Here is an 18,805-nt window from a genome sequence, read left to right as displayed (position 1 = left end):
AAGGAGGAGCAGTGAGTACGAATGTGGCGAGTCTTTTCAGTCTCGATCAGAAAGTGGCGGTGGTGACAGGGGCAGGTTCGGGTATCGGCCGCGAGACGGCGCTGTTGCTGGCGTCGGCCGGCGCCGCTGTGGTCGCGGCGGACCTGAACGAGGAAGCGGCGCAGGAAACGGTCAAACAAATCGAAAGCGCTTCCGGTAAGGCAATCGCCGTCAAGGTGGACATCGGCAACGAATCTTCGATTCTTGCGATGTACGAAACCGTGCAGGCGAAGCTCGGGCGTCTCGATATTCTCGTCAACAATGCGGGCATCTATCCGAAGACGCAATTCGTCGAAACGTCAGCCGAGAAGTGGGACAAGGTTCTCGGCGTGAACCTGCGCGGCACCTTCCTCTGCATGCGCGAAGCGATCAAGCGCATGCAAGCGGCCAAGCGCGGCGGTTCCATCATCAATATCTCGTCGGTGGCTTCGCTGCAGCCCGTGATTTTCGACAACGGCGATTACGGCGCATCGAAGGCGGGCGTCAATAACCTCACCAAAGTGGCCGCTCTCGAATTCGCAGCAGACGCAATTCGTGTGAACGCAGTGTTGCCCGGCGGCGTGGCGACCGAGGGCGCAGCTGCATCGACCAAGGTCCATCAGGCAAGCGGCCCGATTACGCAGCCCGGCCGTATGCCCCTGGGCCGCATTGGCGTCGCCTCCGATATCGCGCGCGCCGTGCTGTTCTTTGCCTCGCCGGCATCGGACTATGTCACCGGCCAGCTCCTGGCTGTCGACGGCGGTTTCCAGGTTTCCTGATCGCCCCTCGGCGGCCCGTTTTTCGCGTTGCGAAGCCGCATCGGCGATGCGGCTTGGGGCTGCTTTTTACTCTCCCCCATTGAATACGATCCGTTGCGCACACTTGACCGTGTGCGTAGCGTGCGCTCGCGCATACGCACCACGCTACGCCCTGGCGGCTGGTGAAAATACCGACACAATTAATTGAACGAGTTGTTGCATAACGGAACTTCGTCACCTACGATGTCGACATAGAGGCGCCGCGAAAGCGCCCGCGTGGCATAAGCCTGATCGGAGACATGCGATGTATCTGCTCGACAGCGATTTACGTGGCCCTCTCGCGGACTACACGTTCCACTATCGGCGCCAGCCTGCTGGCAGCCATCCTCCCTCGTCGGACGAATCGGATCGCGCAAAACAATCGAACTGGGCGGCGCGTGCGCTGGGTGCGATGGCACACCGTATCTTCGGCAAGATGCGCATGGAGGGGGCGGCACGATGAAAACGATGCCTGGTGAGCGCGCTCGAGAAGCGCGCAGGGTATGGCTCCCGCTTATCCTCTTGTCGATTTCGGCAGCGGCGATCTGGCTGCTGCAACGCGACTTGCGCATGGAAGAGTTGGGCCGTTCGGCGCTGTTCGACGTTGTGATGACGATTGCCGTGCTCGGTGCGACGGCATTCGCGGGCCTCGTTGGATGTGCGATTGCGAGTCGCGCGCAAGAAGAGGAAACCGATTTGTCGACAGGTGAAGGGTATTGCTTCATTGGCGCGGTGATCGGCGCGGTGGTCTTTTTCGTCGCCATGACTTACTAACGGTAGAAACCATGAACGAAGAGTTGAGCGCACGCGTGGAGGCGCTGTTGGACAAACAGGCCATACTCGAATGCGTGCACCGCTATTGCCGCGGGGTCGACCGCATGGACCGTGAGTTGACGCTGTCGGCGTACCACCCGGATGGGATAGATGACCACGGCGCATTCGTTGGCAATGCAAAGGAATTCGTAGATTGGGCCTTTGCGTACCATACCGAGCATCAGCTATCGCACCACCATATGGTGTTCAATCACAGTGTCGAACTGAAGGGCGACGAGGCGCACGGGGAAACGTACTGGCTTTTCTTCGGCGAGAATCGCGTCAAGCCGGACACGCTTGCGGTGGGGCGCTATATCGACCGATTCGAAAGGCGCAATGGCGTGTGGGCGATTGCCGCTCGCGTCTGCATCTCGGAGGCGATCAACGAGCTCGCGCCGGCCGAAGTGCCAGCTGCCTGGCGCGAAATCCTGATGAGCAATGGCGTAACTTCACGAAATCGTGAAGACGTCTCCTACGAGCGGCCTCTCACGACACGTCAGCCCAGCGAAGTCCAGGGGCTTGCGTAAGCACCGTGCGACGCTTGCGAGAAAGCAACCAGAATGTTATGCAAGCCAACGTCGGTTGGGAGCCGACGTTGGCTTTTAGCTATTGGGCAACGGCATGATCGTGCTGTGGCCTACGATCGACAGGAACTCCCGGCGCGTTGAGGGATCGTCGCGAAACGCACCCAGCATCCGGCTCGTCACCAGCGACGCGCCGGGCTTATGCACGCCGCGCGTGCTCATGCACTGATGCGCGGCTTCGAGGATCACGGCGACTCCCTTGGGCTGCAACACTGTGTTCAACGCATCGGCGATTTGAACGGTCATCTTCTCCTGAATCTGCAGACGCTTGGCATAGATGTCGACGAGGCGCGCAAGCTTGGAGATGCCGACCACACGATGCTCAGGCAGGTAAGCAACGTGGGCGCGCCCGATGATGGGCACCATATGGTGCTCGCAATAGCTTTCGAAGCGGATGTCCTTTAGTACCACCATCTCGTCGTAGCCATCCACTTCTGAAAACGTCGTAGCAAGAATCTGCATCGGATCGGATTCGTATCCCGAGAAGAACTCGCGATACGCGCGCGCGACGCGTGCGGGTGTTTGAATGAGACCTTCTCTTTCGGGGTCGTCACCCGCCCATCGGATAAGCGTTCGCACGGCTTCTTCCGCCTGATCCCGCGTGGGGCGAACCGACGCTTCCTCAGCGCCAATTTTTTCGTCTCGCTTGTTCATCAACTCTCCTGATCATTCATGTCTCGTGCAATCCGACGCACGTGCGCGTGTTCGGCACACCCGTATCGGCAACGTGAATAAAGTGTATATAATCGCACGGTGTTCGTAAATACAAACGAACGTGCTGCGCTCGACGGCCTGCACGCTGCGGAAGCAGGTTGCACTTACATCACAGGATCAGTACATGAAAACGCGCATTACCGAGTTGCTTGGGATTCAATATCCCATCGTTCAAGGCGGCATGATGTGGGTGGGCCGCGCGGAACTGGCCGCTGCCGTCTCGAACGCCGGTGCGCTCGGCACCATCACCGCACTCACGCAACCCACGCCGGAGGCGCTGCGCAACGAGATTGGCCGTGTTCGATCGATGACGGATCAGCCGTTCGCCGTGAACCTGACGATACTGCCGACGATCAAACCGGTTCCGTACGATGAGTACGTGCAAGCGATCGTGGAGAACGGCGTGAAGGTCGTCGAGACGGCGGGACGCAATCCCGAGCCGTACATGCCGGCGTTCAAGGCTGCGGGTATCAAGGTCATCCACAAATGCACTTCCGTGCGTCACGCGCTGAAGGCGGAGGCACTGGGGTGTGACGCCGTGAGCGTGGATGGCTTCGAATGTGCGGGTCACCCAGGCGAAGACGATGTGCCCAACCTCATTCTGTTGCCGGCAGCCGCCGCGAAACTGCGCATTCCGATGCTGGCATCGGGCGGCATCGCCGACGCGCGCGGCATGGTCGCGGCACTCGCGCTCGGTGCGGACGGCATCAACATGGGCACGCGATTTATGGCCACGCAGGAAGCGCCGATTCATGAGAACGTCAAGCGCAGGCTGGTCGAGAACGACGAGCGCAACACGGCGCTGATTTTCCGCACGCTGAAGAACACCTCGCGCATTTTCAGAAATTCGGTAGCGGAGAATGTGCTGGAACTCGAATACAAGGAAGGCGCGACCTTCGCGGATCTCAAACCACTCGTGAGTGGCGAACGCGGAAAACGCATTTACGAAACGGGGGATACGGAAGATGGAACGTTCCCCGCTGGTCTCGCGATCGGGCTGATCGAGGATATTCCCACCTGCGCGGAACTCGTGAGCCGGATGGTCGCTGAGGCGCGCGCACTCATTCACGGCCGGCTGGCTGCGTTCGCAGAAGACAACTGAGCGTGCTGTAAGGCGTCTTTCGAATACGCCTGCCCGTGCCCGGATTGAAAACGGGCGTGGGCAGGCAGTTTGTATTCAGCAACGCGGGGCTTGTTCGTCTAACCGGTCGAGATGAGCAAGCAGCGAGCGGGCCGCGGCTGGCCAGAGCTTTGCCGGTACGTCGTCGTAGGCATGGCGTAGCCAGTCATCGATCGAGCCGTTCGGCAGTGTCTTCACTGCCTGCGCGATCTTTGCTTCCCGCGCCATGCGGTGCGCCTTGAGGCGCGCGATCTGCTCGCGCGCGCAGTCGAGCACGTAGCCGTGTGCAGGCAGAATGAAGTCGATCTTATGTTCAACGCAGATCGCGTCCAGCCGGTCCAGCGACGCGAGGTACGCAGTCATGTTGCCGTCGGGTGGATCGATGATGGTCGTGCTTCCATTCAGGATGTGGTCTCCGCTGAACAGCAAACCGTCCTCGACGAGGACGAGACACACGTGGTTGCTCGCGTGCCCCGGTGTCGGAACGACAAGCAATCGATGTGTCTCGCCATCACCGGCAAGCGTGAGCCACTCACCGTCGCGCAGTTCGCGGTCCGGGACGAAGTGGCTGCTCGCCCTGACAAAGGGCCCGGACGGCAGACCGAGGACCGTTGGCTTGTTCGTGCACATGGCCTGGAGTGGCCGCGCGCCGGGCGCGTGGTCCGCGTGCGAGTGCGTGCAGACGATCATGCGTATGTCGCCACCGGTTGCCGCAAAAATGCGCTGGAGGTGCGCCCGATCGTCAGGCCCCGGATCGATCACGATGAAGCCGGATGCCGCCGTGCCGACGATATAGCTATTCGTGCCTGGTCCCGTCATCATGCCGCCGTTCGCGACGGTCAACCGCATCACGTTTTTCAGAAGCGGGACGGCTTCGGTCGATCGCCAGTCGAGCGCGTGAAGGACCTGGCCGTCAGGACACACGAGGCGAAGCTCCCCGTACGGCGCGTCGCCTTCCATGCAACGCACGACGCTGCCGGCTTTCAAGCCGCCGCGCGGACAACTGCTCCACAGCGGTCTTTCACCGGCGCATGCCGCAAGCAACGCTTCGACCGAGACGAACGAACGAAGGCGTTCGAGCGTGCGCACGGTTGGGAAGATCATCGCGAAGTCGCCTGCAGCGTGGCGCGCGAGCGCATCGAAGGGATTCACCCACACCGGTTCGAATTGCTCGGCGCCGTCCGCGACAGCGGTTTGTCCAGCAGGCATGCGCGCCACGAAAAACTGCACGTCGAAGCGCCGGGGCAGGTCGCGGTCGGTGATCCAGTGCGCAAGCGGATAAATGCAGTCGGCTGCGAGTGTGAGGCTTCGCCGCGCGCAATGTTCCTCGATCGCCGCGCTTCGGTCGAGCGTCGCAATATCGCTGTCGTCGACGAACGCGCCATCGCTTCGCCGCGCGAGCAACACGCCTAGCTCCTCGAATGTCTCGCGTATGGCGGCCACGGCCTGAACCGCCTGCGCTTCGTCTTGTGTGCCGCGCCGTGATGCGCACGCGGCGATGCGGGCATCGGATGGATCGATCGCTCCACCAGGAAAGACAAAGGCGCCCGGTGCGAAGCTCGCTTTCGCCGAGCGCCGCGTCATCAGCACTTCAATAGCCGCCGAACCTTCGTATTGCGCGTCGCGCAGCAACAGCATCGTTGCCGCCAGACGTGGTGAAACGGGTTGTCGTTGCGGGTGGAGCAGTTGTTCGGGGCGTACCACGTCACTCCCTCTGATTCAATGAATAACCGCTTGCGTAGCCCTAAATGCGTTCGAAGACCGCCGCGATGCCCTGGCCGCCGCCGATGCACATCGTGACGAGCGCATAGCGGCCACCGCAACGGTGCAGTTCGTGAATTGCTTTCACCGCAATGACGGCGCCGGTTGCGCCGATGGGATGGCCGAGCGAGATGCCCGAACCGTTTGGATTGACCCGGGCGCTGTCGAATTCTAGCTCCTTCGCGACGGCGCAAGCCTGCGCGGCAAATGCTTCGTTCGCTTCGATCACGTCCAGATCCGCCACGGTCAAGCCCGCGCGTTGCAATGCCTTGCGTGTTGCAGGCACCGGGCCAATGCCCATGTATTGAGGATCGACGCCCGCGTGTGCCCAGGACACGAGCCGCGCGAGTGGACGAAGGCCGCGTTGCTCGGCAGTGCGGCGCGCCATCAGCAGGACTCCTGCGGCGCCGTCGTTGAGGCCGGACGCGTTGCCGGCCGTCACGGTGCCGTCCTTCTGGAATGCGGGGCGCAACCTGGCGAGATCCGCGGCGGTCGTGCCGGGCCGAACGTGTTCGTCAGTATCGAAAACGCTTTCGCCCTTTTTCGTGCGGAGTGCTACAGGCACGATTTGCTCGCAGAAGTGTCCATCGTGGATGGCTCGTGCGGCGCGCCGGTGCGACTCGACGGCGAGCTGGTCCTGGTCGTCGCGTGAAACGCCGTACTTCTTCGCGACGTTCTCCGCAGTCACGCCCATATGGCAAGCGCTGAACGGATCGGTCAACGCGCCGACCATCATGTCGATCAGGCGGATGTCGCCCATGCGTGAGCCCCAACGCGCGGCAGTGGCAACGTACGCTGCGCGCGACATGCTTTCCGCGCCTGCGCCGATGGCGATTTCGGTTTCGCCGAGCGCGATGGCCTGGGCGGCTGAAATGATGGCCTGGAGGCCGGAGCCGCACAGCCTGTTGAGTGTCAGCGCCGGGGCGTCCGCACTGATGCCGCCCTCGAGCGCGGCTACGCGCGCGAGGTACATGTCGCGAGGCTCGGTATGGATCACATTGCCGAACACCACATGGCCGACATCGTCACCCGGCAGATTCGTGCGGTCGAGCAGCGCGCGAACGACTGTCGCGCCAAGCTGCGTAGGCGGAACGCTCGCTAGCGCACCACCAAAATCTCCAATTGCAGTGCGCACGGCAGCAGTGACGACGACCTCATCCGACATGATGGCTCCTTGATCCGACGCTCGGCCACGATCCGTACGTCGTGTTTGGAAATATGAATGACGTTCACAAAGTAGCGTATTTTTGGTTTTATGTCCACGTGATTGTGCAGTGCGCAAGGACGGGATCGTGTCGCCCATTTCAAGGAGTATTCGCGCCAGATGCCGGTTCAGCATCGGGCCTTTCTTGTGGGTGACAACCGGATAGACGAGCGTTCGATTTCGCGTTATGCTGGTTCAACATGATGATCGACGTTCAATTATTGGTTATTTTGGACGTGCGAGATTTCCGTCTGCCGAAAGGTGGTGCGAACGCTCGCAGGACATGGCTTGCCAAATAACAACAGGACGATTCAGATGGATGCAGGTACGGCTTCGCACGATGCCCTCATGGATGTACCGTTTCGCCCCATTCGCCTCGGCAGCATGGAGGCGATAGTCGAGCGCAGACCCGATGGCAGCGTGGTGTACGAACTGAAGGAACCGCTCGAACCGTATCCCGTCCGCTTGACGGAGCGGCTCGAACACTGGGCGAGCGTTACGCCCGAGCGCGCATTGCTCGCGCGCCGCACGCCGGACGGCAAGTCGTGGGAGTCCCTCACCTATAAGCAGGCGTTCGACGGTGCGCGTGCACTGGGGCAGGCGCTGCTCGATCGAGGGTTGTCCTCGTCGCGTCCGTTGATGATTCTTTCGGATCGAAGCTTCGAGCATGCGCTCTTCGCGCTTGCCGCATTGCACGTCGGGATTCCTTATATTCCGGTGACCCCAGCGTATTCGCTTTTATCGCAGGACTTTTCGAAGCTCAGGCAACTGGCGGCTGTGTGCACACCAGGGCTCGTGTTCGCGGATGACGGCGCGCAGTATGGCCGCGCATTGCGCGAGGTATTCGGTGACGTGGAGTGCGTCGTCGTCGGCCCGTTGCCGGAGGGCCGTGCCGGTTCGCGTGTCGCGGAGTGGCTGAAGACGCCGGTTACCGCCGATGTCGAAAAGGCGTTCAACGCAGTGGGCCCGGACACGGTGGGCAAGATCATGTTCACTTCGGGTACGACGGGCGCACCGAAGGGGGTGATCTACCCGCAGCGCATGTTGTGCAGCAATCGCCAGCAGGTCGCGCAGGTGTTCGCGTTTCTTCAGGACGGGCCGCCGGATCTCGTCGACTGGCTGCCGTGGCATCACACCTTCGGTGGCACGCATAACTTCGGCATGGTGCTGTACGGTGGGGGTACTTACTACCTGGACCCCGGCAAGCCAACGCCGGAGGAAATTGGCCCGACCGTGCAGGCTTTGCGTGAAATCGCACCGGTGGTCTACCTCAATACGCCTCAAGGGTTGGCTTCGCTCATTCCGCATCTTCAAGCCGACAAGGCATTGCGCGAGAAATTCTTCAGCAAGCTCGCGCTGATCTACTACGGCGGCGCAAGTCTGCCGGAGTACATCTGGGCCGAGCTCGACGAACTCGCCGTGCGCACGATAGGCCAGCGCGTGCTCATCATGTCGGGGATCGGCGGCACGGAAGCAGGCCCCACGCCGATGTCGGCAGCCTGGGACCCGCGGCGCGAGGCGATTGCAGGGTTGCCCGTGCCCGGCGTCAAGGTGAAGGTGGCGCCAGTTGGTGCGAAGCTGGAGATCCGTTTCTTTGGCGACTGTGTTACGCCAGGGTACTGGAAAGATCCCGAGCGCACCGCCGCCTCGTTCGACGAGGAGGGCTATTTCCGCTCCGGTGACGCCGCAACCTTCATCGACCCGCAGCGTATCGAACTCGGCCTGCGCTTCGATGGCCGCATTGCGGAAAATTTCAAGCTGTCCACGGGTACATGGGTCAACGTCGCCGAGTTGCGTCTGCATGCGTTGAACATTTTCGGCCCGTATGCGCGCGACATCGTCATTGCGGGGCACGACCGCGATTACCTGACCGCAATCGTATTCCCCGACGTCGAAGCGTGCCGTGCGCTGTGCGACGACCTTCACGAGCCTACGCCGAGCGTCGATCAGATCGTCAACAGCCGTGGTGTGCTGGCGTTCTTCCAGACGGGCGTCGACAAACTCGCGGCGCGCCCCGGCGGCAGTTCCGCCCGTATCGCGCGCATCGTGCTCGAAAGTGAGCCGCCCACGCTCGACAACGGCGAATTGAGCGCGAAGAGCGCGATTAGCCAGCGCAACGTGCTCGAGCGGCGTCGCGGCGTCGTAGAGGAGCTTTATCGCATGCCGCCCACGCCGCGCACGCTGGTCGGCAATGCCGGCGCTGCCGAAGCAGATCCTGTTCAACGTATCGAAAACGCTGGAAGCTAAAGAGTATGGATTTTCGCGTAGACCCCGCCGACATTGCGTTCCGCGAAGAAGTTCGGGCTTTTCTCAAAGAGCACCTGCCGGTGGATATGGCGTTTCGCGGCCAGCAGGGCTTTCTCGCAGGCGACGACGATTCCCAGCGCTGGACCCGCATTCTGGATGAAACACGCGGATGGTCGGTCCCGCATTGGCCCGTTGCCGACGGCGGCACCGGCTGGACCGCGATGCAGCGCTACATCTTCGAGGAAGAATGCTATTTGGCGGGCGCTCCCGCGCAGAATCAGGCGGGTGTATCGCTCGTCGGACCCGTCATTTGCGAGTTCGGAAACGAAGAGCAGAAGCGGCGCTTTCTTCCGCCGATTCAGCGCGGCGAAGTGTTCTGGGTGCAGGGCTTTTCGGAGCCGGGTTCGGGCTCCGATCTCGCATCGCTGCGCACGACGGCGGTTCGCGATGGAGACCACTACATCGTCAACGGACAAAAAATCTGGACGAGCTTTGGCGCCTATGGCCAATGGAACTTCGTGCTGGTACGAACGGACAGCGAAGCGAAGCCGCAGAAGGGCATTTCATTCCTGCTGCTCGACATGGCGACGCCGGGTGTCACCGTGCGGCCCATCGGGTCGCTCGATGGCTGTCACCACCTGGCCGAAGTGTTTTACGACAACGTGCGCGTGCCCGCCGAAAACCTGATCGGCGAAGTGAACAAAGGCTGGGGGTATACGAAGTTTCTGCTCTTTAACGAACGTGCGTTCCTCGGCGCCGAAGCACCGGCGCTCAAGCGTTATCTGCGCAAGATCCGGCACTATGCGTCGCGCGAGCGCGCGGCGGGCAGGCCATTGATTCAGGACCCCACGTTTACCGCGCGTCTCGCGCAGCATGAACTGGAGGTTCGGGCGATTGATATGGCGGTGCAGAAGATTCTGCATCAAGGGATCGACGAGCGCAGCGGCGGCATGGCAATCGGGTCCATGCTCAAGGTGCGAGGCTCGGAACTTCACCAGAAGCTCACGGAGATGTTGCTGGAGGTGATCGGCGACTACGGCGCCGTGTTCTACCCCGATCCGAATGAAGAGCACGCGCTGCGCGATGCATCGTTCATCGGGCCCGAATACGCGCCGGGTCTCGCCGCCGAGGTTTTCTACCGGCGCGCGTGCACGATCTACGGCGGCACGGCTGAAATTCAGCGCAACATCATCGCGAAGGCGATGTTCGATCTGTGACGCATGCGTCGATCCCCGATCATCCGTCGATCGCCGTTATGGGCGATCGCATCAATTGCCGGTAGAAAGAGGGTGCAGCATGGACTTTGAGTTGAGCGACGAACAGCGGATGCTGCAGGAAAGCGCGCAGCGCTTCGTGCAAAAGAGCTATACGTTCGAACATCGCAGCAATCTGGCTTCGCAAGGCGGCGGCTTTTCGCGCGAGACATGGCGCGCGCTCGCGGAAATGGGCTGGCTTGGCATCGCGGTGCCGGAGGAAATGGGCGGGCTCGGTTTCTCGCCTGTGGAAAGCGCCATCGTGGCCGAGCAGATCGGGCGCGCACTGGTGCTGGAACCCTACGCGATGTGCGGCGTGTTTCCGGCTGCGCTCGTTACGCGCTGCGGGCGCGAAGGGCAGCGCGAAACCATGCTCGGGGAAATCGTCTCCGGCGAAGCCGTTTACGCGGTTGCGCATAGCGAGCGCGAGGCGCGAGGCCAGGTGCACTACGTCACGGCCACGGCGAAGAAGACGGCGGACGGCGCCTGGCGCCTGGACGGCTACAAGACGCTCGTGGTCGGTGCACCCGTTGCCGACCGCTTGCTCGTCGTCGCTCGCACCGCGGGTGCAGCCTGTGACAAGGACGGCATCGGTATTTTCCTCGTCGATCCGAAGCAGGCTGGCGTGACGCTCAAGACGTGCACGCTGCTCGACGGTACGCCGTCGGCCGATCTGCTGCTCGAATGCGTGATCGTGGCGGATGCCGATGTCGTCGGCGAGCAAGGCCGTGCTTACGAAGGACTGCAAGCAGCGGTCGACGAAGCCATCGTTGCGATTTGCGCGGAACTGGTGGGCAATATGGAAGACGCCATCGAACTTGCTTCGGAATACCTGAAAACGCGCAAGCAGTTCGGCGTTTTAATTGGCAGCTTCCAGGCGCTGCAACACCGTATGGCCGACATGGCGATCGATGCCATGCAGGCGCGAGCAACACTGCACCGTGCATTGCTTGCGCTCAGCGAAGACAGCGCGAAGCGAACCGTGGAGATCTCGGGTTGCAAGGCGCAGACCACGCGCAGCGCGAAGTTCGTCACGCAGCAAGGCATTCAGTTGCACGGTGGCTATGGCATCACGAACGAATACAAGGTGGGTCATCACTATCGCCGCCATCTGGTGCTCGACGCGTTGTTCGGCAACATGGACTATCACCTGAATCGCTACGCATGCCAGATTCAACACGAGGCATTGGCGGCGGCGGCTTGAACCTTATCGAGGCACTGCCATGGACGCGAAAAGAACCGATTTGCTCGGCACGACGCATGAGGATGCCGTACTCACGCTCACACTGAACCGCCCCGAGGCGCGCAATGCGCTGAACCTTGCGTTGACCGAAGCGCTGGTCGAAGAACTACGCCGCTTCGAATCCGACGAAAGCCTGCGCGTGCTGATCGTGACGGGTGCCGATCCGGCCTTTTGCTCGGGGCTCGATCTCAACGACTTCTCCGCGCCCGATGCGCCGCGCGCGCGAGTCGCGGAAATGATCGACATGTGGCCGCGCATCACCAAGCCGGTGATCGCGGCGGTGAATGGCGCCGCCGTCACTGGCGGGTTCGAGCTTGCAATGGGGTGCGATTTCATCCTTGCGTCCGAGCGAGCGCGCTTTGCCGACACGCACACGAAAATCGGCGCACTCGCAGGCGGCGGCATGACAGCGCGGCTGCCCTATATCGTGGGCCCGAGGTGGGCCAAGCAGATCAGCCTGACGAGTGAGCCGATCGACGCGGCGACCGCGTTGCGGATTGGCCTTGTGAACGAGGTGGTCGGTCACGATCAGTTGATGGAGCGGGCAAAGGCGGTTGCGAAGACGATTGCGAGCCGTCGTCCCGACCTCCTCGCAACAGTCAAGCAAGTGATCGATCAGGGCGCGCTGGCAACACTCCAGGATGCCTTGCGCATCGAGAAGGCCGCGCTGGCGGAACGAAAGCAACGCGGCGGCATGGCGTGGCAAGTGCAGAAATAATCGATCCGCCGAACAAGGCGCGTAACCCGGGCGCGGTAGCGCCGGCTCATCCAGCAACTCTGGCCCCACGACGGCAAACATGACAAATCTATACGGCCTTCCAGACGATATTCAAGTTACGGCAGATGGCGGCCTGCGCATCATCACGCTCAACCGGCCGGACGATCTGAACGCGTCGACGACGGAAATGCTGTTTAGTTATCCAAAGCTACTCGCGGCGTTGGCTGAAGATCCCGAGGCGCGCGTGGCGATTCTCACCGGCGCGGGAAGGGCATTCAGCGCGGGCGGAGACATGAACCATTTCGTCATGACGCTCGACGACCCCGAGTTCGCCCGGCGTGTTCAGGAGAATGCACGCCAGACCATACACGGCTTCATCGACGTGCCGATTCCGATCATCGCGGCAGTCAACGGCCCGGCGGTGGGGTGGGGCGCGACGATGGCCACGTTGTGCGACATTGTTCTGATGTCCGAGAAGTCGTTTCTGGCCGAACCGCATATCAACATCGGTCTTGTCGTCGGCGATGGTATTTCGGTAGCGTGGCCGCTCTACACGAGCCTGCTGCGGGCGAAGGAACTGATCTTTACGGGCGATCGCATCACCGCGCAGCAGGCGGTTGAATACGGACTCGCCAACCGCGTCGTGGAGCCAGGCAAGCTGATGCACGAGGCGTTGGCGCTTGCCGAAAAACTGCTCAAACAACCACGTCACGCGCTGCGAGAAACCAAGAAGCTGATGAATCTCCACCTCCATCGCAGTGCCGCGCAGATGCTCGACACGACGCTTGCGCGCCAGCTTGCGGCAACGCTCAGCAATGAGCATCACGAGATTGCTTCAGCGTTCATCGCCCAGCAGAAACGCAAACAGGGCTAATTGGCACGGTGATTCTCCTTCATCGGCACACCATTCTTATGTGGAGTACGCATGGGCTCTTCGCTTTTCGACTTGACCGATAGGGTCGCCATCATCACAGGATCGAGCCGCGGCATTGGGTACGCCAGCGCGCTCGGCATGGCCGAGCATGGCGCAAAGGTCGTCATTTCCGGCCGCAATGCCGACGCCTGCGAATCCGCCGCGCAAGCAATCAACGAACAGATCGGCAGCCGCGTGGCCATGCCGTTTGCCTGCAACATCGGGCGCAAGGCCGAGCTGCAACATCTCGTGGAGGCAGCGAACGGCGAGTGGGGCAGCGTCGATATCGTGATGGCCAATGCGGCAATTCATCCGTGGATCGGATCTGCCCTCGATCTGCAGGACGAAACGTTCAACAAGTTCATGCAGGTCAACGTGCAGAGCAATATCTGGCTCGCGCAGATGACCATGCCGGGCATGATCGAGCGCGGCTATGGCCGCTTCATTTCGGTGGCATCGGTGGTCGGGCTGTTCGGCGACGCCGTGACGGGAACCTACGGGCTCACCAAGGCCGCCGACATGCAACTGGTGCGAAACCTCGCGATGGAATTCGCCGCGAAGGGGGTCACTGCCAACTGCATTGCGCCGGGCACGTTCAAGACCGAGATGGCACGATCGCAATGGGAAGACGAGGCGATGGTCGAATGGTACCGTGGCCGCAATCCGTCGCAGCGCTTCGGCGAAGTCGAGGAGATTGCCGGGCTCGCCGTGCTGCTGGCGTCGCCCTCGGGCGGCTATATCAACGGCCAGACGATCGCGGTGGACGGTGGCCACACGATCTCGTTTCGCTGACTTACGCGAGGAAACCGCATCGTGCGCCCACAGATGTACAAGACGCGAATCACCGATCTGCTCGGCATTCGCCACCCCATTCTTTGCGGCGGCCTCGGGCCACGCGTGTCCGACGCCCGATATGTCGCGGCGGTCGTCAATGCAGGCGGCATGGGGTTCATCGTCGGTGCCGGCTTTCCCGATGCCGACGAATTTCGCAACGAGCTGCGGACCTGTCGCGAACTCAGCGGTGCGAAGAATTTCGGCGTCAATCTCTACATTTCACGGCAAGCGGGCGGTGTGGAGCGCGTCAAGCAGCAGATCCGCATTCTGATTGAAGAAAACGTCGCCTGCGTGGAAACGGCGGGTGCGAGTCCGGAAGCGGTCGTGCCCATCCTCAAGGAGGCGGGCATCAAGGTTTTGCACAAGGTGCCCGCTGTGCGCTATGCGCATACGGCTGCGCGGATGGGCGTCGACGGTGTGATCGTCGTCGGCAACGAGTGCGGCGGACACCCCGGCATCTATCAGATCGGCAGCATCGTGCAGGCCGCGCAGGCGCCGCGGGAAGTTGGCTTGCCCGTTGTGATCGGCGGCGGCATCGGCACGGGGCGGCAACTTGCAGGCGTGCTGGCGATGGGGGCCGACGCGGTCATCATGGGCACGCGCATGATGGTTGCCGAGGAGTTGTGGATTCATCCCGAGGTCAAGGCGACGGTGGTGGCGGGCGACGGCAGCGAGAGCGTCGTGGTCAAGTCTGCGATCCGTGATCACCATCGCGTGCTGCGCAACGAGAGCGCCGAGGCGGTCATGGAACTGGATCGTGCACAGGTGACCGAGTTCGAGCAATTCCGCCCTCACGTGATGGGCGCGCTTGCACACGATGCCTACGTGACTGGCGACACCCGCAAGGGCATGATCGACTACGGCCACGCGGCGGTCTTTGCCGATGCGGTGAGGAACGTCGAAGCCATCTTCGACGAGATGATCGACGACGCAGTGGCAGCGTCGAACCGGCTGAGCAAACTGATGATGTATTCAGATGTCATGGTGACGATAGAGCGTGCGGCGGGCTAGGCAGGTCCGGCGCAAGTGGCCCCTGGGCTACAATCTCGCGTACTGGTTTCAATTCCGGCAATTCATACGCAATTTCTATCGACACGCCATGAGCGCAGTGAAAAGGCCGCAGGCCACGTTTGAGGACGAGGCTTTACCACGTGCGAAGCGGGGCCGCCCATTCAAGGCCGACGCGGAGAAGCGCCAGGATGAACTGCTCGACCACACACTGGAGCAGTTCATGGCTGTGGGCTATCGAGCCGCGACCATGGACGGCATTGCGGCCTCGTTTGGCGCGAGCAAATCCACGATCTACCGGCGCTACGGAAGCAAGGCCGGTTTGCTGAGCGCGGCGATGGAGCGCGGCGTTCCGCTGCTGCTCGATCCGCTTGCCCAGGTCTCCACCGATGCTCGCCGCTCGCCGCGTTCGGTACTGCGAGATTACGGCGAAATCATTCAGTCCTACCACTCCGATCCGAGCATACGCGCGATGTGGCGGGCGGTAAGCGAGGCGAGAGAAGAACTGGGAGACATGCTCGGGCACGTTGTCGAACAGCAGGACAGGGCGTTGGCTCCCATCGCCGGATATCTGGCTACGCTGGCGCGCAGCGGAAAGATCGTTGTTGCCGATCCGCGCGCGGCCGCTGCGTGCTTCGGCGCGTTGACGAGTGGCGGTCTCGCCAGCTTCCTCGGCGAGCCGCCTCGCGAAAACGAGCGGCGAGGCGCGCTGGAGTTTGCACTCACGCTGTTCCTCGACGGCATACTGCCGCGCGCATCTGCCCGGAAATAGGTGAGGGCTCGCGCCGCTGCGCTAACCAAACAGTTTGCGCAGCGTGCCGCCCATGGGAACGGGGAGTGTCGCGCCTTCGTCGTAAGGCCAGCGCAGCATGCCGAGGGCGGCCGCGGCACCGCCGTCCACATGCAGTACCTGACCTGTGATCGACCTCGCGAGGTCGGATGCGAGGAACAGCACGGCATTGGCGAGGTCGTCCGCAGCAGGAGGAGTTTGCAGCGGGATGTACATTTGAAAGGCCTTCGCCCACCATTCAGGCGGGGCGCCGGCGTTGAGCGAGCGCCATGGCTCGGGAATGGCTGCGGCGTTCCCCGCGCTGGGCGTCGTGTCGGGCGCGATCAGGTTCACGCGTATTCCAAGCGGGCCGAGTTCCCAGGCCATCGCCTTCGAGAAGTTCGTCGTTGCGGCTTTCGCGCCCGCGTAGACGGCAAAACCACCGGCGCCGCGATGTGCTTCGATGGTCGTGAAATTCACGATCGATCCGCCGCGGCCGCTGAGTTGTAGTAGCGGCACCGCGTGGCGCACGGATTCGATTACGTAGCCGAAATTGCGCTGAACGTCGTCGGCGCAATCGTGTTCCGTGCGCTCCATGAATGGCTGCATGCGCGTGCCGCCGACCACATTCACAAGCACGTCGATGCCGTCGAAGAAGCGCGCAGTCTCGCCATAGAATTGCGCGAGCTGATCGGACCGCGTGGCGTCCGCATGCATGCCGAACACGCGGCGTCCCATCGTCCGCAACGCCGCCGATGTGCTCGCAATGCTTTCGTCATCGACGTCGCAAAACGCGATGTCAACACCGGCCTCGCCGAGTGCAAGCGTGACCGCTCTGCCAATTCCTGCCGCGCCGCCAACCAACACGGCTCTGCGCCCTTCAAGCGCGCCTCTGCGATCCAGAATTTCCATCGGCTCCTCCTGTCATTGTGATGTGGGTGAACGAGAACACATCAGAGTCCGCGTATTGAATAATGGTACTGAAGGTGCTATTGTTTCTCAAGGATATCAAAGCAATCTGCGGAAGACGTCGATCCTTGGAGGAGCCTGCGTGACCGACATCGAACGACTCCTTGCAATCGAGGAGATTAAGCAGCTCAAAGCGCGCTATCTGCGCTGCGTCGATACGAAGAACTGGGAAGAGTTCGGCTCCGTGTTCGCGCCAGATGGCCAACTCGACATCAGCGACGACGTGCCCGGATGCATTCTCGCGGGCAGGGAGAACATCGTGCGCGCGGTCAGTGTGCCGCTTGCCGGATGCGTGAGCGTTCATCACGGCCATTGCCCGGAGATCGACATCACATCGAGCACCACCGCGAACGGCACGTGGGCGATGGAAGACACGTTGCGTTGGGAAGCGGACTCGGCGTATCCAAACCGTACGCTGCATGGCTACGGCCACTATGTCGAAACCTACGTGAAGATCGACGGCCAGTGGTCGATCAAGAACATGAAACTGCGGCGGCTACGCGTCGATGTCGGAGTGCAGGCATGAGTGCAATACACGTATCGGACGCGCAATCGGCGATTCGCTTCGCCGGGCGCGTTGCGATCATCACCAGCTACCGGCGGCGGCGAAGCGGCGGCCGGACGAGGCTCGGCCTGTGACCAACGAAAAGAGAAAGTGAGACATGGAGAAGCGATCGTGACACGCAGAATCGGCATCATCGGCGCCAACTGGAGCCTGAAAGTGCACGGCAGCGCCTGGCGGCTGCTGCCGGATGTGGAGGTGGCGGCGGTCTGCACCGCGCACCGCGAGACCTCTGAAGCGGCGGCGCAGGCATTCGGCGTGCCGCGCGCGTATTGGAACGTCGCCGATCTCGTCGCCGATCCGACGCTCGACATCATCGATGTCGGCAGCAGGCCTGCATATCGCTACGAAATGGTCATGGCTGCCCTCAACGCCGGCAAACACGTGTATGACGCGCTGCCCTTTGCGGTCGATACGGCGCATGCCGTTGCGCAGAGCGAACTCGCCACGAAGAAGGGACTGGTTGGGGTCGTCGATGCACAGTTCCGCTGGGTGCCCGCAGCGATGCACATGCAGGCGCTGATCGCAGAAGGGTTCCTCGGCGAACCGCTCGGATTCAATTTTCAGCTGCTTCAGCCACTGCGCAACCACGATGGTTTCATCTATCCACACGCCTCCTATCCCGGCGGCGGCGTCTCGCCCTACAAGTGGCTTGCCGACGCGCAAAGCGGCGGCAGCGCATGGCGCAATTTCGGCAGCCACATGGTGCTCCTGCTCATGCCGCTGCTCGGGCGGGTGAAAGCGGCTACCGGTTCGGACACAACGGGCATCAAGCAATGGCGCCTGCCGGACGGCAGCGTATTCACGCCGGACACCGCCGATCTCGGCTGTAGCGTCCTGCGCACGGAAAACGGCGCGCTAGGCACGGTCCAGACGAGTTGGGCCGTGGCCGACGGTCCCGGCATCCGCGCAGAACTGTGGGGAACGAAAGGGCGCCTGCTCTATGTCGATCCCACGTTTGGCGATGGGGTTTCATCGCGTCTTTATGCGGGCAAGCCGGAACCATTCGAATTCGGCACCGCGGGAGGCGAGTGGCTCGAAACGCCCGCACACTATTTCGAAGTGCCGGGAACCGGGTTCTCGAAGGAGAACGCGCCTTCGTACATGGTGTCGATGGGATGGATGTTTCACGACATGCTCCAGGCCATCGAGCAAAAACGGGCACCGTCACCCAGCTTCGAGGAAGCCACGCACGCGCACCAGGTGGTGGAGGCGGTGATCGAATCCGGCCGCAGCGGGCGGTGGATCGAGATCGGCGGCCGGTGAGGCTCGCAAGGG

The 18,805-nt window shown here is 62.0% G+C and carries 19 protein-coding genes; 15 read left to right on the top strand and 4 right to left on the bottom strand.

What is annotated here, in order from left to right; genetic code table 11:
- Nucleotides 1–11 precede the first annotated feature (11 nt).
- The 4 genes from M3I56_RS08090 to M3I56_RS08075 all read left to right on the top strand — a co-directional run bounded on the left by M3I56_RS08090 (nucleotide 12) and on the right by M3I56_RS08075 (nucleotide 2,155).
- A complete protein-coding gene (locus M3I56_RS08090) occupies nucleotides 12–797 on the top strand; it encodes a glucose 1-dehydrogenase (protein ID WP_254353343.1) in 786 nt (261 codons plus the stop codon).
- Nucleotides 798–1,080: 283 nt separating this feature from the next.
- Nucleotides 1,081–1,278: a hypothetical protein gene (locus tag M3I56_RS08085; RefSeq protein WP_254353342.1), complete on the top strand. Its 198-nt coding sequence runs from the start codon at nucleotides 1,081–1,083 to the stop codon at nucleotides 1,276–1,278.
- Nucleotides 1,275–1,589, top strand: coding sequence for a hypothetical protein (locus M3I56_RS08080; protein ID WP_254353341.1), 315 nt, complete (start codon nucleotides 1,275–1,277; stop codon nucleotides 1,587–1,589). Before M3I56_RS08085 ends, M3I56_RS08080 begins: the two co-directional genes overlap by 4 nt.
- 11 nt (nucleotides 1,590–1,600) lie before the next feature.
- Entirely contained in the window at nucleotides 1,601–2,155 is a 555-nt protein-coding gene (locus tag M3I56_RS08075) for a nuclear transport factor 2 family protein (protein ID WP_254353340.1), read from the top strand.
- 75 nt (nucleotides 2,156–2,230) lie between these two features.
- Here the strand turns inward: M3I56_RS08075 and folE are convergent, their stop codons facing one another.
- Nucleotides 2,231–2,866 (bottom strand): GTP cyclohydrolase I FolE, encoded by a 636-nt coding sequence (gene folE, locus M3I56_RS08070; protein WP_254353339.1) that lies wholly within the window; start codon nucleotides 2,864–2,866, stop codon nucleotides 2,231–2,233.
- Nucleotides 2,867–3,050: 184 nt separating this feature from the next.
- Between folE and M3I56_RS08065 the strand changes: the two genes are divergently transcribed.
- Nucleotides 3,051–4,028: a nitronate monooxygenase gene (locus M3I56_RS08065; RefSeq protein WP_254353338.1), complete on the top strand. Its 978-nt coding sequence runs from the start codon at nucleotides 3,051–3,053 to the stop codon at nucleotides 4,026–4,028.
- Nucleotides 4,029–4,103: 75 nt separating this feature from the next.
- Here M3I56_RS08065 and M3I56_RS08060 read toward each other — a convergent pair whose 3' ends face one another.
- Complete coding sequence (locus M3I56_RS08060) at nucleotides 4,104–5,750, bottom strand: MBL fold metallo-hydrolase (RefSeq protein WP_254353337.1); 1,647 nt, start codon at nucleotides 5,748–5,750, stop codon at nucleotides 4,104–4,106.
- A 40-nt stretch (nucleotides 5,751–5,790) separates the two neighbouring features.
- Entirely contained in the window at nucleotides 5,791–6,972 is a 1,182-nt protein-coding gene (gene bktB / locus M3I56_RS08055; protein ID WP_254353336.1) for a beta-ketothiolase BktB, read from the bottom strand.
- A gap of 354 nt (nucleotides 6,973–7,326) precedes the next feature.
- Here bktB and M3I56_RS08050 point away from each other — a divergent pair, with 354 nt between their 5' ends.
- The 8 genes from M3I56_RS08050 to M3I56_RS08015 all read left to right on the top strand — a co-directional run bounded on the left by M3I56_RS08050 (nucleotide 7,327) and on the right by M3I56_RS08015 (nucleotide 15,999).
- On the top strand, nucleotides 7,327–9,258 hold the full coding sequence (locus M3I56_RS08050) for an AMP-binding protein (RefSeq protein WP_254353335.1): 1,932 nt from the start codon (nucleotides 7,327–7,329) through the stop codon (nucleotides 9,256–9,258).
- A 5-nt stretch (nucleotides 9,259–9,263) separates the two neighbouring features.
- The gene (locus M3I56_RS08045; protein WP_254353334.1) at nucleotides 9,264–10,475 is read left to right on the top strand and encodes an acyl-CoA dehydrogenase family protein; all 1,212 of its coding nucleotides are present in this window, start codon (nucleotides 9,264–9,266) and stop codon (nucleotides 10,473–10,475) included.
- 79 nt (nucleotides 10,476–10,554) lie between these two features.
- Nucleotides 10,555–11,715, top strand: a complete 1,161-nt coding sequence (locus tag M3I56_RS08040) for an acyl-CoA dehydrogenase family protein (RefSeq protein ID WP_254353333.1) — start codon at nucleotides 10,555–10,557, stop codon at nucleotides 11,713–11,715.
- 19 nt (nucleotides 11,716–11,734) lie between these two features.
- Complete coding sequence (locus M3I56_RS08035) at nucleotides 11,735–12,472, top strand: enoyl-CoA hydratase (protein ID WP_254353332.1); 738 nt, start codon at nucleotides 11,735–11,737, stop codon at nucleotides 12,470–12,472.
- A gap of 79 nt (nucleotides 12,473–12,551) precedes the next feature.
- A complete protein-coding gene (locus M3I56_RS08030; protein ID WP_302056714.1) occupies nucleotides 12,552–13,346 on the top strand; it encodes an enoyl-CoA hydratase/isomerase family protein in 795 nt (264 codons plus the stop codon).
- A gap of 51 nt (nucleotides 13,347–13,397) precedes the next feature.
- Nucleotides 13,398–14,177, top strand: coding sequence for an SDR family NAD(P)-dependent oxidoreductase (locus M3I56_RS08025; RefSeq protein ID WP_254353331.1), 780 nt, complete (start codon nucleotides 13,398–13,400; stop codon nucleotides 14,175–14,177).
- Between the two features lie 21 nt (nucleotides 14,178–14,198).
- The gene (locus M3I56_RS08020; protein ID WP_254353330.1) at nucleotides 14,199–15,230 is read left to right on the top strand and encodes a nitronate monooxygenase; all 1,032 of its coding nucleotides are present in this window, start codon (nucleotides 14,199–14,201) and stop codon (nucleotides 15,228–15,230) included.
- An 88-nt stretch (nucleotides 15,231–15,318) separates the two neighbouring features.
- On the top strand, nucleotides 15,319–15,999 hold the full coding sequence (locus M3I56_RS08015) for a TetR/AcrR family transcriptional regulator (RefSeq protein WP_254353329.1): 681 nt from the start codon (nucleotides 15,319–15,321) through the stop codon (nucleotides 15,997–15,999).
- A 21-nt stretch (nucleotides 16,000–16,020) separates the two neighbouring features.
- Here the strand turns inward: M3I56_RS08015 and M3I56_RS08010 are convergent, their stop codons facing one another.
- On the bottom strand, nucleotides 16,021–16,908 hold the full coding sequence (locus M3I56_RS08010; RefSeq protein WP_254353328.1) for an SDR family NAD(P)-dependent oxidoreductase: 888 nt from the start codon (nucleotides 16,906–16,908) through the stop codon (nucleotides 16,021–16,023).
- Between the two features lie 139 nt (nucleotides 16,909–17,047).
- On the opposite strand from M3I56_RS08010, the gene M3I56_RS41340 reads away from it, so the two are divergent.
- A complete protein-coding gene (locus tag M3I56_RS41340; protein ID WP_254353327.1) occupies nucleotides 17,048–17,491 on the top strand; it encodes a nuclear transport factor 2 family protein in 444 nt (147 codons plus the stop codon).
- A 150-nt stretch (nucleotides 17,492–17,641) separates the two neighbouring features.
- Nucleotides 17,642–18,793 (top strand): Gfo/Idh/MocA family protein, encoded by a 1,152-nt coding sequence (locus tag M3I56_RS08000; RefSeq protein ID WP_254353326.1) that lies wholly within the window; start codon nucleotides 17,642–17,644, stop codon nucleotides 18,791–18,793.
- Nucleotides 18,794–18,805 lie beyond the last annotated feature (12 nt).

This window comes from Paraburkholderia sp. CNPSo 3281, assembly GCF_024206515.1.
In the GTDB taxonomy this organism is placed as follows: Bacteria; Pseudomonadota; Gammaproteobacteria; order Burkholderiales; family Burkholderiaceae; genus Paraburkholderia; species Paraburkholderia nodosa.
This window is presented reverse-complemented; position numbering and strand designations above follow the sequence as displayed.

Coding starts and splice junctions, on each gene's coding strand:
- M3I56_RS08015 (WP_254353329.1), top strand. CDS start 15,319: ATGAGCGCAGTGAAAAGGCCGCAGGCCACGTTTGAGGACGAGGCTTTA.
- M3I56_RS08035 (WP_254353332.1), top strand. CDS start 11,735: ATGGACGCGAAAAGAACCGATTTGCTCGGCACGACGCATGAGGATGCC.
- M3I56_RS08045 (WP_254353334.1), top strand. CDS start 9,264: ATGGATTTTCGCGTAGACCCCGCCGACATTGCGTTCCGCGAAGAAGTT.
- M3I56_RS08010 (WP_254353328.1), bottom strand. CDS start 16,908: ATGGAAATTCTGGATCGCAGAGGCGCGCTTGAAGGGCGCAGAGCCGTG.
- M3I56_RS08025 (WP_254353331.1), top strand. CDS start 13,398: ATGGGCTCTTCGCTTTTCGACTTGACCGATAGGGTCGCCATCATCACA.
- folE (WP_254353339.1), bottom strand. CDS start 2,866: ATGAACAAGCGAGACGAAAAAATTGGCGCTGAGGAAGCGTCGGTTCGC.
- M3I56_RS08040 (WP_254353333.1), top strand. CDS start 10,555: ATGGACTTTGAGTTGAGCGACGAACAGCGGATGCTGCAGGAAAGCGCG.
- bktB (WP_254353336.1), bottom strand. CDS start 6,972: ATGTCGGATGAGGTCGTCGTCACTGCTGCCGTGCGCACTGCAATTGGA.
- M3I56_RS08080 (WP_254353341.1), top strand. CDS start 1,275: ATGAAAACGATGCCTGGTGAGCGCGCTCGAGAAGCGCGCAGGGTATGG.
- M3I56_RS08075 (WP_254353340.1), top strand. CDS start 1,601: ATGAACGAAGAGTTGAGCGCACGCGTGGAGGCGCTGTTGGACAAACAG.
- M3I56_RS08030 (WP_302056714.1), top strand. CDS start 12,552: ATGACAAATCTATACGGCCTTCCAGACGATATTCAAGTTACGGCAGAT.
- M3I56_RS08050 (WP_254353335.1), top strand. CDS start 7,327: ATGGATGCAGGTACGGCTTCGCACGATGCCCTCATGGATGTACCGTTT.
- M3I56_RS08065 (WP_254353338.1), top strand. CDS start 3,051: ATGAAAACGCGCATTACCGAGTTGCTTGGGATTCAATATCCCATCGTT.
- M3I56_RS08085 (WP_254353342.1), top strand. CDS start 1,081: ATGTATCTGCTCGACAGCGATTTACGTGGCCCTCTCGCGGACTACACG.